The organism is Streptomyces sp. NPDC007856 (genome assembly GCF_042868225.1).
Lineage (GTDB): Bacteria > Actinomycetota > Actinomycetes > Streptomycetales > Streptomycetaceae > Streptomyces.
On record NZ_JBIAEC010000015.1, the window covers coordinates 210,863 to 224,184 of the forward strand.

Here is a 13,322-nt window from a genome sequence, read left to right on the forward strand (position 1 = left end):
TGGTCCCGCGACCATCGTCTTCCGGCTAGGCGAAGTTGACCAGCCTCAGGTAGCGCACCCAGTCCCAGTACGGCCCCGGATCGGTGTGGTCGGTGCCGGGCACCTGGTAGTGGCCGATGATGTGCTCCTTGTCCTTGGGGATGCCGTGCTTGTCGCAGATCGCCGCCGTGAGCCGCGCCGACTGCTCGTAGAGGGCGTTGGTGAAGTAGGCCGGCTGGTCCACCCAGCCTTCGTGCTCGATGCCGATGCTGCGGGTGTTGTAGTCCCAGTTGCCCGCGTGCCAGGCGATGTCGGCCTCGTGCACGCACTGGGCGACGTGCCCGTCCGCCGAGCGGACCAGATAGTGGGCGGACACGTCCTTCTGTGGGTTGGCGAAGATCGCCAGCGTGTTGGCGTACGTCTCCTGCGTGACATGGATGATCACGCGATCGATGGTGTAGCTGCCGGGGCGGTCGGACGCGGTGTAGTTGGAGGGGCTCGCCGACTGCCACTCGGCGGGCGGGTAGTCGACGGTCTCGGACTGCGCACCGGCGCGTGGGTCGGGGAGCAGCGCATAGGGGACGGCGGCGAGCGCCGCACCCTTCAGCAGCCGTCGTCTGCTCAGGCGGGGCTTGCCCTGGCTCGCCGGGTGCACCGGCTCTCTTCGCCGTGCAGGTCCGGCCGGGTCCATGTCCATGTCCATCGGCGGGTGCCTTTCGGGGTGTGGGGGGTTTCAGGAGTTGTGGGGGAGTGGGGGCGCCGCAAGCCGGTGGTGCGCCTTCGGGGACCTGGTCGCCGTCAGCCGCGCAGGGCCCGCGCGGTTTCTCGCAGGCGCGCGTGCACGCCCCGGTACGTCTCGCGGGCCGGCAGCCATTCCTTGCGGAGCTTGGCCACGCACGTGTAGTTCGTGTCGCACACGTTGGCCAACGGGGATTCGACCGCCTGGGTTGCGAATTGGTACGCGTCCGGCTCACTGAACCCGTAGTCGCGCGCCAGCCACTGCACCAGGTCCAGCTGCGATATCCGGAACGCGTCCTCGAGCGGCCGGGCTGAGCCGGTCGAGATGATGTGGGTGTCCGACTCCAGCCGGGGCCACGGCGTGGCGACATCCTTGAGAAGCTCGACGACCACCACGGTGTTCATCGCGCACTCCACGGCCACGCCGCAGGTCTCGCCCTCGCCCTGCCGGGCGTGCCCGTCGCCGAGGCTGAGCAGGGCACCCTCGACGTTGACGCCCAGATAGCAGGTGACGCCTGCCCGCATCTCGGGTGTGTCCATGTTCCCGCCGTGCGCGTCCGGCACCAGGGCCGAGCGCACCTCGAGATTGGCGGGGGCCACGCCCACCGTGCCGTGCATGGGGTCCATGGGCAGCGCCACCTCGATGTCGCTGTCCTGCGCCTGGAAGAGGGCGGTGCGCCGCGCCCGGTCCAGCTGCCAGATCCAGACGCGTTCCGGCAGCGGGGGCTGCAGGGTGGCCGTGGTGTGCGTGGAGGTGAGCGCGCCGAAGAGCGGGACCGTCGTCGACGCCGCCCAGTCACGGGCCGGTTCGATCGACACGAAGTGCACGGCCACCGTGTCACCGGGCTCGGCGCCCTCGACGTGGAAGGGGCCGGTCTGCGGATTCAGGAACGGGAACTCGCAGACCTCGGAGACGAGATCCTTCTCGGAGCGCACCCGGCCGGCGAAGCAGTCCTCCGTGTACAGGTCGAGAACCGTGCCGGGCGCGATCCGCGCCACGGGCGGTGCGCCGCCGAACGTCCAGGCGTAGTCGTCCGGTTCCGGGCGCACGGTGAGGATCCGGGGGTCGGTCATCGTCGAGGTGGTCCCTTCTGACGGGAGCGTTCGTGGGGAAGGGGGCTTGCGCAGGCCGGCGGGGGGGCTCTCCGTAGGGCACCGGCGGGTCAGCGGGGTACGGTCCCGTCCTGCCGGGGACCGGCCGTGTCGTACGTGTCGAGGTGCACCCGAGCGGCCTCGGCTATGCGCTCGGGGTGCCGGCGTATCAGCAGGAGCAGCACGACCACGCCGGCCACCATCCAGACGCCGACGATCGGGCCGGCGTAGGACACCGGGGCCGTAAGTTCGGTGACGAAGTCGAAGACCGGGAGGCCAGCGGCCGTCAGCAGCGCGGGGACGAAGGCCGCGATGCCGAGCACCGGGAACACCAGATGCCGTACCGGCCTGAGAGCGGCCCGGCCGGCCCGCAGGAAGTAGCCGGCGCAGGAGAGGTTCACGACGATGTAGACACAGACGACGACCGTGACGATCACCGTGGCGAGCAACAGGAACGCGGTCACGGGGTCGTAGCCGAAACCGAGTCCCAGGACCGCCCCGACCGCCACGAGGGTCTGCAGTGCGATCCCGGCCACGGGGGAGCGGTGCCGGGGGTGGAGCGTGGCGAGCAGACGGGGCAGGACCCGGATACGGGCCAGGGCGAACGCCGTACGAGTCGACACGTTGGCGCACGCGTTGGCGTTGGCGATCGTGGAGTTGATCACCGCCAGGAAGACCAGCACCCAGAAGAGGCCGAAGGAGGCCCGGGCGACGCCGTCCCAGGAGGCCGCGCCGGAGGCGCCGAACTTCGCGAAGCGGTCCGGGCCGAAGTAGACGGTCATCGCATAGGTCGTGATCACATAGAACAGGCCGATGCCCAGGGCCGCTCCGAGGACCGCGCGGTGCATCGTCCGCCGGGGATCGCGTGTCTCCTCGGCGAGCGGCGCCGCCGCCTCGAACCCCGCGAGCGCCAGCACCGTGTACACGGACCCGGCGAACACCCCACTGATCCCCGCGTAACCGTCGGCGGTGTGCGAAGTGCCGAACACCGACAGGGTGTTGGCGTCGCCCGCCCTGCCGATGAGCAGGGCCGCGAACACCAGAAAGACGAGGATCTCGAAGACGCCGAGGACGGTGCCGAAGCGGGCCGAGGCCCGGACGCCCAGGTAACCGGCGACGGCGATGATGCCGGCGCCCGCCAGGGACCACGGCCACCACAAATCCGCCGGATACGAGGACCACTCCTCGTGCAGCGTGCCCGCCGCCGTGAAGCCCAGTTGGAGGAACAGCAGCGGGGGGACCAGCATCTCCACGAAGACGTAACCCCAGCCGACGAGAAACCCGACCGCGGGGTGCAGCCCCCGCGCCGCATAGGTGGCCACCGAGCCCGCGGCCGGCAGCTCCCGGGCCAGCTCGGCCACGCACGACGCGGTGAACAGACAGGCCACCAGGGCGATCAGCACCGCCAGCGGCAGGCTGCCGCCCGCGAAGGCGGCACCGGCCGGGATCGACGCGGCCACCGCGGCTGCCGGCGCCATCGCCGTGACGCTCTGGAACAGCACCTCGCGCAGCCCGACGGCGTCACGCCGCAGCGCCCCGGTCCTCTCCTCGTGCATGTGTGTCCCCCGATGCCTGTCAGCCCACTGTCACCCGAACGCGCGTGAAATACCGTGAACCGTTCGGCCCGCCGACGACCTTGACGAGCCGTCGGCCGTGCCTCGCGTGAATCACGGTACGGCGCGGGCGGGTTGGGCAGAAGAGCGCACACCACATCCGTGGAGAGGCCTCCACTTGTGGAAAACCCGGCCACCCGAGCGGGTGAACACGGCAGCCGCGACGCCCCGATTCCCGGCAGCGCGGGAGCCCCCGGCGAGTCGGTCCGAGCCGTCAGGGACGTTCCGCCACCACTGCCGGATCGTCCAGCACAGCCCGGACGACCGAGTGCGCCGCCCCCAGCAGGGGGCCCTCCGGGCCCAGCCGGGAGACCGCCACCGGGCAGGGCGGGCCTGCCGTGCGGCTCGTCAGCTCCGTCTCCAGGGACGGCAGCAGCCAGGGGGAGAGGCCGGCCAGGGCACCGCCCAGGACCACTGTCTCGGGGTCGAGGAGGTTCACCGCCCCGGTGAGGGCGATACCGAGCGCCGTGCCGGCCTCCCGCAGGGCCGCCCGTACGCCGGCGTCGCCCTGCTCGGCGCGCCCCGCGAGCAGGCCCACCAGGTCCTCGCGCGGCTCCAGCCCCGCAGCGCGCCGCACCGCCTCCTCGCCCGCGTACTGCTCCAGGCAGCCCCGGCCGCCGCACGGACAGGGCGGCCCGTCCGGCCGCACCGGTACATGACCCAGCTCGCCCGCGAAGCCGCGGGTGCCGCGCAGCAGTCCGCCGTCCACGACGACCGCGGCGCCGATGCCGATCTCGGCCGACACGTGCAGGAAGTCACGCGGGGTGCCGTCGCCGAGCCACAACTCGGCGAGCGCACCGAAGTTGGCCTCGTTGTCCACGGCCAGCGGCCAGATCTCGGGCAGCAGGGCGCCGAGGTCGGCGTCGTGCCAGTCGAGGTTCGGGGCGCGTACGACCGTACGGCCGTCCCGTGCCACGAGTCCGGGTACGGCGACCGCGAGCCCGGCGGGCCAGAGCGCCTCCCGTTCTGCCTCGGCGACGACCCGGTGCACCAGCTCGGTCAGTTCCTCGACCACCGGTCCGGGCGCCCGGCCCCGGTTCGCGCCGTGCCGCAGGGCCCGCGCCCGGACCGCCCCGCGCAGATCGACCGCGCACACCGCGAGGTGATCGACGCCGATCTCCGCCCCGATCCCGGCCGGACCATGGCCGCTCACCGCGAGCGCTGACCCGGGCCGGCCCACCCGGCCCGGCCGCTCCGGACCCAGTTCCTCCAGCAGACCCCACCGGGTCAGCTCGTCCACCAGCGTCGACACGGCCGCCCGCGTCAGCCCGATGCGCGAGGCGACCGCGGCCCGCGACAGCGAACCCTCCGCACTGACGGCGTGCATCACCCGGGCCAGGTTGCGCCGGCGCATGCCCTGCTGGGTGTCCGGCAGGACGCGGCCGGCGCCCGGCGGACGGGCGTCGTGCAGGGGTGCGGTCATGCCTGAACTCAGTCCTCGGTGTCTGCCGCCCGGCTCATGCCCGCGGCGTGGTCTCGGTCCCCCGCTCCAGCAGCGGGGCCGCGTCGGAGAGTACCCCGGTGATCCGCTCCAGTGTCTCCTGGTCCCGCTCCACGGCGTCCAGCACCGGTCCCGCGGCCGTGTTCCAGCGGCGCGCCACCGCGCCCGGGTCCTCGCCGGTCAGCAGGCCGGCGGCCTGTGCCGCGGCTCCGAGGGCGACCAGTTCCCGGGCCTCGGGGACCTGGACCGGCCGCCCGGACAGCCGCCGTACCGTCTGCTGCCAGGCCGTCCCGCGTGCCCCGCCACCGATCAGCAGCAGCGGGGTGCTGCGGTCCGCGTCCTCGTCCAGGACCAGGTCAAGCGCCCCCAGCAGCGCGTGCACGGCGCCGTCGTACGCGGCCTGTAGTAGCTGCCCGGCGGCCGTGTCGTGGCGCAGGCCGTGCAGCAGACCGGAGGCGTTCGGCAGGTTGGGGGTGCGCTCGCCGTCCAGGTACGGCAGCAGGGTCACGGCGCCGCCGGGTGCCACCGCCTCGCGGTCCAGGCCCAGCAGCGTCGCGACGCGGTCCACGGCGAGCGTGCAGTTCAGGGTGCAGGCCAGGGGCAGCCAGTCCCCGTGCGCGTCGGCGAACCCCGCCACCGTGCCGGTCGGATCGGCCGGACGGTGCCGGGAGACGGCGTACACGGTGCCGGACGTGCCGAGGCTGAGCACCGGGGTGCCGGGCCGCAGGCCGAGACCGAGCGCCGCAGCCGCGTTGTCGCCGGTTCCGGGGGCGACCAGCGTGCCCTTGGAGAACGGCAGGTCATGGCTGTCGCGAACGGTGCCGGCGACCTCGCCCGGCCGCACCACCCGGGGCAGCAGCGCCGGGTCGAGACCGACGTGCGCCAGGGTCTCCGCGTCGTACGCCTCCGTGCCGGACGCCCACCAGCCGGTGCCGGACGCGTCGCCGCGGTCGGTGGTGCCCTGCCCGGTCAGGCGCTCGGTGAGGTAGTCGTGGGGGAGCCGAACCGCCCTGGTCGCGCGGACCGACTCCGGCTCGTGCTCGGCCAGCCATGCCCACTTGGTGACCGTGAAGGACGCCCCGGGCACGCTGCCGGTGCGCTCCGCCCAGGCCTTCGGACCGCCCAGTTCCTCCACCAGCCGGCGGGCCTGCGGCGCCGAGCGGACGTCGTTCCACAGCAGTGCCGGACGCACCGGTTCGCCCCGCTCGTCCAGGGTGACCAGGCCGTGCTGCTGGCCGCCGATGGACACCGCGGCCGCCTCGTGCGCCGCGTCACCGCACTGGCGCAATGCCTCGCACAGCGCGTCCCACCACTGCCGCGGGTCGCTCTCGCGGCCCGCGCCGGCGGACACGGTATGCGGTGCCTGGCCGCTCGCCACCACCTGGCCGGTGGCCGCGTCGACGACCAGTGCCTTCGTGGACTGGGTGGATGTGTCCACGCCGACGACGAGCGGACCCTCGGCTGCTGACATCGGGCTCTCCCTTTTCCGCGACGTTCCGCGATTCGCGTGACTTTCCGTGACTCTGCGGGACAAAGACATCTTGTCTCTTCCCAGAGGCGTGAGCGCATACTAATTTGTAAACGGCCATGACGAAATAGTCGCAACGCAGCAAGGAGCCGCGGCATGAGCTACCAGCCCACCCCCGAGGACAGGTTCACCTTCGGACTGTGGACCGTCGGCTGGCAGGGAAGGGATCCGTTCGGCGACGCCACCCGCCGCGCCCTGGACCCTGTCGAGACGGTGCAGCGCCTGGCCGAGCTGGGTGCTTACGGGGTGACCTTCCACGACGACGACCTGATCCCGTTCGGGTCCTCGGAGACCGAGCGCGAGTCGCACATCAAGCGGTTCCGCCAGGCCCTGGACGCCACTGGCATGACCGTGCCGATGGCCACCACCAACCTGTTCACGCACCCGGTGTTCAAGGACGGCGCGTTCACCGCCAACGACCGCGACGTGCGCCGCTACGCACTGCGCAAGACCATCCGCAACATCGATCTCGCCGTGGAGCTCGGCGCGAAGACGTACGTCGCCTGGGGTGGTCGCGAGGGAGCCGAGTCGGGCGCCGCCAAGGACGTGCGCGCAGCGCTGGACCGGATGAAGGAGGCCTTCGACCTGCTCGGCGAGTACGTCACCGCCCATGGTTACGACCTGAGGTTCGCGATCGAGCCGAAGCCGAACGAGCCGCGCGGCGACATCCTGCTCCCCACCGTCGGCCACGCGCTCGCGTTCATCGAGCGCCTGGAGCGCCCCGAGCTGTACGGCGTCAACCCCGAGGTGGGCCATGAGCAGATGGCGGGCCTGAACTTCCCGCACGGCATCGCGCAGGCGTTGTGGGCGGGCAAGCTGTTCCACATCGACCTCAACGGCCAGTCCGGCATCAAGTACGACCAGGACCTGCGGTTCGGTGCCGGTGACCTGCGGGCGGCGTTCTGGCTGGTCGACCTGCTGGAGAGCGCCGGCTACGACGGCCCGCGGCACTTCGACTTCAAGCCGCCGCGGACCGAGGACCTCGACGGGGTGTGGGCCTCGGCGGCCGGCTGCATGCGCAACTACCTCATCCTCAAGGAGCGCGCCGCGGCCTTCCGCGCCGACCCGGAGGTCCAGGAGGCGCTGCGTGCCTCGCGGCTGGACCAGCTGGCCCAGCCGACCGCGGCCGACGGCCTGCAGGCGCTGCTCGCGGACCGTTCGGCCTTCGAGGACTTCGACGTCGAGGCCGCTGCGGCGCGCGGCATGGCGTTCGAGCGGCTCGACCAGCTCGCGATGGACCACTTGCTGGGCGCGCGAGGCTGAACGCGAAGGGCCGGGGTGCGGTACATGCCGCACCCCGGCCCGCCGTCAGTCCACTTTCCGGACTGTCCCGTCGAGGAACCTCACAGTTCCTCGGGCAGCCGGACGTACACGACGCTCGTCTTGATCCCGCTGTCGACCAGTCGGCCCTGCGCGTCGAAAGCGCCCGGGCCGTCGGCCATCCCGAAGTCGTTGTCGTTGATCAGGGCGAGCGTGTCGTGGTCCACGCGCGCGATGCCCTCGATCTTCTGCTGCACGCCGTCGACCTTGTTCAGGTCGACCACGAGGCGCTTGTCCAGCACCGGCACACCGTCAGCCGCCGGATCGTCCAGCTGCTCCAGGGACGGCGAGGTCGTGTCGGCGTCCCAGGGTCCGCCGAGAATGCTCGACTTACGCCCCAGCCGGACCAGTTGCAGCCGGGCCGCCTTGTCCGTGCGCTCCTCGACGAGCAGCCGGTCACCGCCCACGGCGACTATGGAGGAGATCTTCAGTTCGGAGGTGCCGTCCTCGCTCGGGTCGACCACGTTCACCGGGTCGAACCGGTAGGCGTACTCGGCGGTGACGGCCTTCTCGCGCGGCGAGAAGCGCAGCAGCCGTGTGGTGCGCGAGGCGTCTCCGGCGTCTGCGTCCGGCAGCGACAGCGGGCTCTGCAGGGCCATCACCAGATCACCGTCGGGAAGCTGCGCGAGCCCCTCGAACCCCCGGTTGATCTTGCGGTGCAGGAAGATCGACGGCAGCGCCTCCACCACCGGGTAGTCGGCGCCCGTCAGGCCGAGCCCCTTGGGTACGAATCGGGTGAGCACTTCCCCGCGCGCGGAGACGTGGATCAGCGAGGGGCCGTACTCGTCGACGAGCCAGAACGTACCGTCGGCGGCGCGCACGATGCCCTCGGTGTCGAGCCCGTTCGGGTTGTACGAGAGCGGCGTCTTCGCGTCGTAGGTGTACGGCGTCTCGTCGCGGCCCTGCTGATCGGGCAGCCCGGTGACGGCCTTCACGGATGAGGTGGTCAGCGGGATCGCGTCCATGACCTGGACCGTGTCTCCGCAGACCCGGATCTTCACGATCGCGGGGTCGAATCCCGGCACCGGGAAGGTGCGGCGCTTCTTGCCGTCCACCTTGATCTGCCCGTTGGGCCCGCGGTCGGTCACCGTCCAGAACTCGCCCTTGCGGCCCGCCGGATAGATGTCACTGCCGATGCCGCCGAGCTTCACCCCGTGGTCGTCGTCGACGCTGCCGGGCAGCAGTGCGTTGCTGAACGCGCCGAGCGGGATCTCGCCGAGCGTCGCGGTGCGGATGACGCGGGCGTCGGGGGACGGCGCAGCCGTGGCCGGTCCCGCGGCCAGCAGAGCGGCCGCCAGGGCCAGGGGCAGGCCCATGGCGACAGAACGGTGGACGCGGCGCCGGCCGGCATCATGTGAGGACATCGGGCCTCCTGGGGACAACTTCATTGACAGCGGCCAGAGTTGGGCCCCATGAGGAACGCTGTACGGCCGCGGGGTGAACGGTCGGCGTCGGCGCCTCATCGGAAGGCGGCGGATTGTGATGACGGTGTGTCAGAGGCCGTCTGGCTCCTCCGATTCGGCGCCGAGCCGTGCCGCCGCCAGTGCCGTCGCCGGATCACCGTCCGGCCCAGGGTGGCCTGGGCCTCGACCGCCGAATTCCACCAGCGGTCGTAGTAGGAACGGCAGGGCGTGGTGCACGGGCAGCAGGAGCGCGGGCGCACGGACCGGCTCGACGCCGCCGTCCGCCGTGGGCAGCACTATGTCCAGTTTCACCATCGGGGAGCCGTGGAAGGCGCCGGGATCGGCTGCGCCGGGAGGGGGCGCGCCGTCCGGTCGCCAGAAAGCGACCCGTCCGGTGCGCGCCGGGTCGTCCGGCAGGAACACCGTGCAGCAGTGCGCCAGTTCGGAGAGTTCGGAGGATGGTGCCGTGGAAATGGTCTGCGCAGCTCTGCCGCACTCATCAAGTTTGACTACTGGGTCGGAGTCGCCGAGGGTACAGCAAGCCGAAGGACGCCCCGGCATACTGGCGTCATGATCCGGGCCACTTCACAATCTGTTCGAGTGGTGGCGGGCGATCGTTGCCCGCGCGGGCACGGCATGCTGGCAACTCTTCCGCTCAGGAGCACGATGGGGCAGGGAGTGCTGTCACGGTCCTGTCCGGCGTGCGCGAGGCCGTGCATCGGTTCATGACGGCAGCGAACCTCATCCACTAGGGGGTGGGGCTCAGGGATGTCTCAGGGGCGAGTTCTGGAACCGTGGCGAGCGGGGCGCCGTTTTCAGAGCAGAGAGCGGCAGTGGCCGCGAAGGAGGCGACGCTCATGTCCAACAACGCGAAGATCGCCGTCGGGGGTGTGGCGGTCGGGCTGATCCTGCTGATCTGGCTGCCCTGGTGGGTGGCGTTCCTGATCGTGGTCGGGGTTCCGGTGGCCGCGTATCTGGCGCTGGACCCCTCACAGCGGCGCCGGCTCCGCAGGGTCACACGCAAGGAACTCGGCCGCTGACGGCACCGCCCGTGCCGCGGACAGAGCCGACTGGTGGGATGCCGGAGCCGCCGGCTTCCCGCCCGCGGAGGCCGTCAGGAGGCGCGCGGAGCTGACTGGGGGAGCCGGACGGCCTCGGGCGCGCCCGGCCCCCGGGTCAGCGCTGGGTACGTGCCCGGGGGTCTCGTACCGCGCGGCCACCAGGGTTCAGCACCGGCCATACGGCCGTCGCGGAACGCGGCGGGGGTGGGCGGCGCTCCCGGCCGCCGTGTGGTGGTCGTCGGGGCTCGGGTCTTGGCGTGGGTGGTGCGGTCGTGGTCCCGCCGGGTTCCCGCGTGGGCGGTGGGGTCGGCGGGACCGTGTGGTGCTCGTCGGGGCTCGGGTCTTGGCGTGGGTGGTGCGGTCGTGGTCCCGCCGGGTTCCCGCGTGGGCGGTGGGGTCGGCGGGACCGTGTGGTGGTCGTCGGGGCTCGGGTCCTGGCGTGGGCGGTGCGGCCGGCGGGGTCGGGCTGTGGTCGTCCGTCCTCCGGTCGCCGCCCGGGCCGTGCGGTCGTCGGGCCTCGGGCGGCGGCGGGCCTGCGGTCGTCTGGCCCCGGAGGTGCGCCTGCCGCCGCTTGTGGCACTTCGAGCGGCGACCGTATGCGCGGCAGGCGGCGGGCCGTGCGGAGGCCTCACCAGCAGGTGGCGGGTCGTAGGGGCGCCCCGGCTCCGCCGCGCCGGTCCCGCCGCCGTCGGGCCTCAGATGGGCCGTACGGCCATCTTGTCGAGTGCCTCCAGCAGGCCGGGCAACTCGGGGCCCCGGCCCACGGGTAGGACTTCGCCGGGCTCGTCGTCGAGCAGGACGAAGGCGATGTCGTCGGTGCGGGCCACCATCGACCAGCCCGGGCCGTCGGCGCGCAGCGTACGGGCGTCACCGGGCGCGAACGACGAGCGCACCCGGCCGAGCGGCGGCGGCGACTCGACGTAGGCACGAGCCTCCGCGAGCACGCGCCTGATTCCCCGGTGGCCGCCCTGCGGCACGCCCTGCCCGCCCTCCGGTGACAACTCCTCGGCCTTCGGCTCGCCGGGCTTCCCCGGCCCGTCCGGTTCCGCCTGCGCGTCCGGTATGGAGAATGCCTCGTCGTTGAGCTGCTCCCGCCATGACGCCCACTGCAGGGCTATCTCGTCGGCGCCCAGGCGGCGCTGGGCCGGTCCCCAGGTGGTGGTGTCCGGCGGGCTCAGCGCGGGCCGGTTCGCCACCTCGGGATCGGGGTCGTGCGGGGCGGGGACACCGGGAGCCGCGACGGCGACCGCCAGCGGCCAGCCCGGCAGCGCGGCCACGACCGCGCGCTCGTCCGGGGACAGCTCGTACTCCATGCCGCAGTCCCAGGACGCGATCGCCACGGCGACCAGCGAGACATCGTCGATCACGACCGTCCAGCGCGCACCGTCGCCGTCCTGGCCCAGCACCAGGCCGTACCCGTCGGCGAGGGGGGCGAGTCCCAGCGCCGCACACGCCTCCGGATAGTCGTCGCCCAGCACGCTCGGAAACTGCGCCGGCGTCAGCAGCACTGCCGTCAGCACGTACAGCGCATCGTCTCCGGCGGCGACGGCCTCCTCGTCGGTTCCGGCCATCCCTGCCTCCCAGTGGTTCGTCCAACGGCGCGCACCCTAGTGCGAGCGGAAGCCGCTTGTCACGACTGCTCACACCACGCGGACCTGCAGGTTTCCGCCTGGACGGGGGCGAAACGACCACGGCGCACGGAGAGCTTCCGCTCAGCCCGTGCGCAGCCCGAGGAGATCACGGGCCACCGCCGCGGGCGACTCGTCGCGCTCCCGGGCCAACGCGAGGACGGCCCGGCAGGCGAGTTCGCTCACCCCGAACGACAGTGCCTCCGGCGACACCCAGGCCGCCGCCTCCTCGACCCGGTCCTGATCGTCCTCCGCACGTGCCACGACATACGTGGCCGCCGCTTCGAACAAGTTGTGCGCGCGTCTCTCCCGAGCGCCTGCCGGCTGCGGGTGCGTGGAGGTGCGGAGTCTGGCGGCGTACTTGCGTATCTGACCGAACACGCGGACCACCCTCCCCCCGAACGGGGTCATCGTCGATCGTTCATCTGCTCTCTTTCAACGTAGAGTTGGACTTTCTGCGGCAGAAGGGGGATGACGCGATGAAGCGTTTCGAGCGGCTCAGCCAGATCCGCCGACTGGACCCGGTGACGGACGCCCTGGAGATCTACCGGCTCAGTGTGGCGTTCGAGTTCCCCTGGGACTACACCCGTGCCCTTGAACTGGCCCTGTACCGCACGTACGCCGTGCCGAGCATCGGGCGGCTGCTCGCGCGGACGGCGGAGCTGACCGAGCGCCCGCAGAAGCGGTACGACGACACCGTGCTCCTCCTCGACACCGTCGTCGAGCACGGTTTCGCCACTGAGGAGGGCCGTACCGCGATCCGCCGCATCAATCAGATGCACCGCAGCTACGACATCAGCGACGACGACATGCGGTATGTACTGAGCACCTTCGTCGTGATGCCGAGGCGCTGGATCGACGCCTACGGCTGGCGCCGGCTGTCGCGGCACGAGATCGTCGCCGCCACCGAGTACTACCGCACCCTGGGCCGGCACATGGGAATTCCCGGCATCCCCAAGACGTACGAGGAGTTCGAGGCACTCCTCGACGCGTACGAGGAGGAACACTTCGGCTGGGACGAGCAGTCCCGGCGGGTCTCCGACGCCACACTCGACCTGATGGCGTCCTGGTATCCCCGGGCTCTGGCGCCACTTCTGCGCACCGCGACGCTCGCGCTGCTCGACGAGCCGCTGCTGCGTGCCTTCGATTACACCCCGCCCGGCGCGGCCACCTCGGCGTTCGTGCGTCGGGCCGTACGCGCGCGTGGCCGGCTCGTCCGGCTGCTGCCGCCGCGCCGTGCCCCGCACTTCGCCCGCCAGAACCGGGAGATCAAGGGCTACCCGGACGGCTACCGGCTGGCGGACCTGGGCACCCGCCCGGTTCCCGGGCTGCGCGGCTGCCCGGTGCGGCACCGGGACACCTCAGCGGCCGACGTCGTCGAGTGAGCAAGGGTGTCGCGCAGCCAGGCGAGTTGGGCCCGGCTCGTGGCACGCGCGATGATGAGGCGACCCCGCCGGAACGGGTCGTCCAGTTCCTCGGCGGGCAGCGGCCGGTCGCCGTCGTAGAAGAAGCCTGCCCT

At 72.0% G+C, this 13,322-nt stretch carries 12 protein-coding genes and 1 pseudogene; 3 read left to right on the plus strand and 10 right to left on the minus strand.

Features of this window, described 5'->3' with window-relative positions; all coding sequences use genetic code 11:
* Nucleotides 1-25 precede the first annotated feature (25 nt).
* The 5 genes from ACFYOH_RS32185 to xylB all read right to left on the minus strand — a co-directional run bounded on the left by ACFYOH_RS32185 (nucleotide 26) and on the right by xylB (nucleotide 6,334).
* Entirely contained in the window at nucleotides 26-670 is a 645-nt protein-coding gene (locus ACFYOH_RS32185; protein WP_388632990.1) for an N-acetylmuramoyl-L-alanine amidase, read from the minus strand.
* 107 nt (nucleotides 671-777) lie between these two features.
* The gene (locus tag ACFYOH_RS32190) at nucleotides 778-1,791 is read right to left on the minus strand and encodes an acetamidase/formamidase family protein (protein WP_388632892.1); all 1,014 of its coding nucleotides are present in this window, start codon (nucleotides 1,789-1,791) and stop codon (nucleotides 778-780) included.
* 89 nt (nucleotides 1,792-1,880) lie between these two features.
* Nucleotides 1,881-3,365 (minus strand): APC family permease, encoded by a 1,485-nt coding sequence (locus ACFYOH_RS32195; RefSeq protein WP_388632895.1) that lies wholly within the window; start codon nucleotides 3,363-3,365, stop codon nucleotides 1,881-1,883.
* A gap of 271 nt (nucleotides 3,366-3,636) precedes the next feature.
* The gene (locus tag ACFYOH_RS32200; protein WP_388632898.1) at nucleotides 3,637-4,845 is read right to left on the minus strand and encodes an ROK family protein; all 1,209 of its coding nucleotides are present in this window, start codon (nucleotides 4,843-4,845) and stop codon (nucleotides 3,637-3,639) included.
* 34 nt (nucleotides 4,846-4,879) lie between these two features.
* A complete protein-coding gene (gene xylB / locus ACFYOH_RS32205) occupies nucleotides 4,880-6,334 on the minus strand; it encodes a xylulokinase (RefSeq protein WP_388632900.1) in 1,455 nt (484 codons plus the stop codon).
* Between the two features lie 153 nt (nucleotides 6,335-6,487).
* Here xylB and xylA point away from each other — a divergent pair, with 153 nt between their 5' ends.
* Nucleotides 6,488-7,654 carry a xylose isomerase gene (gene xylA, locus ACFYOH_RS32210; RefSeq protein ID WP_388632903.1) on the plus strand — a complete coding sequence of 389 codons (1,167 nt, stop codon included), beginning with the start codon at nucleotides 6,488-6,490 and terminating at the stop codon, nucleotides 7,652-7,654.
* Between the two features lie 80 nt (nucleotides 7,655-7,734).
* On the opposite strand, the gene ACFYOH_RS32215 is transcribed toward xylA, so the two are convergent.
* A complete protein-coding gene (locus ACFYOH_RS32215; RefSeq protein WP_388632906.1) occupies nucleotides 7,735-9,075 on the minus strand; it encodes an esterase-like activity of phytase family protein in 1,341 nt (446 codons plus the stop codon).
* Between the two features lie 129 nt (nucleotides 9,076-9,204).
* The gene (locus ACFYOH_RS32220) at nucleotides 9,205-9,537 is read right to left on the minus strand and encodes a hypothetical protein (protein WP_388632909.1); all 333 of its coding nucleotides are present in this window, start codon (nucleotides 9,535-9,537) and stop codon (nucleotides 9,205-9,207) included.
* A 434-nt stretch (nucleotides 9,538-9,971) separates the two neighbouring features.
* Here ACFYOH_RS32220 and ACFYOH_RS32225 point away from each other — a divergent pair, with 434 nt between their 5' ends.
* Complete coding sequence (locus ACFYOH_RS32225) at nucleotides 9,972-10,154, plus strand: hypothetical protein (RefSeq protein WP_031226809.1); 183 nt, start codon at nucleotides 9,972-9,974, stop codon at nucleotides 10,152-10,154.
* Between the two features lie 716 nt (nucleotides 10,155-10,870).
* Here ACFYOH_RS32225 and ACFYOH_RS32230 read toward each other — a convergent pair.
* Both ACFYOH_RS32230 and ACFYOH_RS32235 read right to left on the minus strand, forming a co-directional pair.
* Nucleotides 10,871-11,746 carry a hypothetical protein gene (locus ACFYOH_RS32230; protein ID WP_388632912.1) on the minus strand — a complete coding sequence of 292 codons (876 nt, stop codon included), beginning with the start codon at nucleotides 11,744-11,746 and terminating at the stop codon, nucleotides 10,871-10,873.
* Between the two features lie 141 nt (nucleotides 11,747-11,887).
* Nucleotides 11,888-12,184 carry a hypothetical protein gene (locus tag ACFYOH_RS32235; RefSeq protein ID WP_388632914.1) on the minus strand — a complete coding sequence of 99 codons (297 nt, stop codon included), beginning with the start codon at nucleotides 12,182-12,184 and terminating at the stop codon, nucleotides 11,888-11,890.
* 98 nt (nucleotides 12,185-12,282) lie between these two features.
* Between ACFYOH_RS32235 and ACFYOH_RS32240 the strand changes: the two genes are divergently transcribed.
* Entirely contained in the window at nucleotides 12,283-13,188 is a 906-nt protein-coding gene (locus ACFYOH_RS32240) for an oxygenase MpaB family protein (protein WP_388632916.1), read from the plus strand.
* Here ACFYOH_RS32240 and ACFYOH_RS32245 read toward each other — a convergent pair.
* Nucleotides 13,092-13,319: pseudogene (locus ACFYOH_RS32245) on the minus strand (hypothetical protein); the annotation flags it as partial. The gene ACFYOH_RS32240 and the pseudogene ACFYOH_RS32245 overlap by 97 nt on opposite strands.
* Nucleotides 13,320-13,322 lie beyond the last annotated feature (3 nt).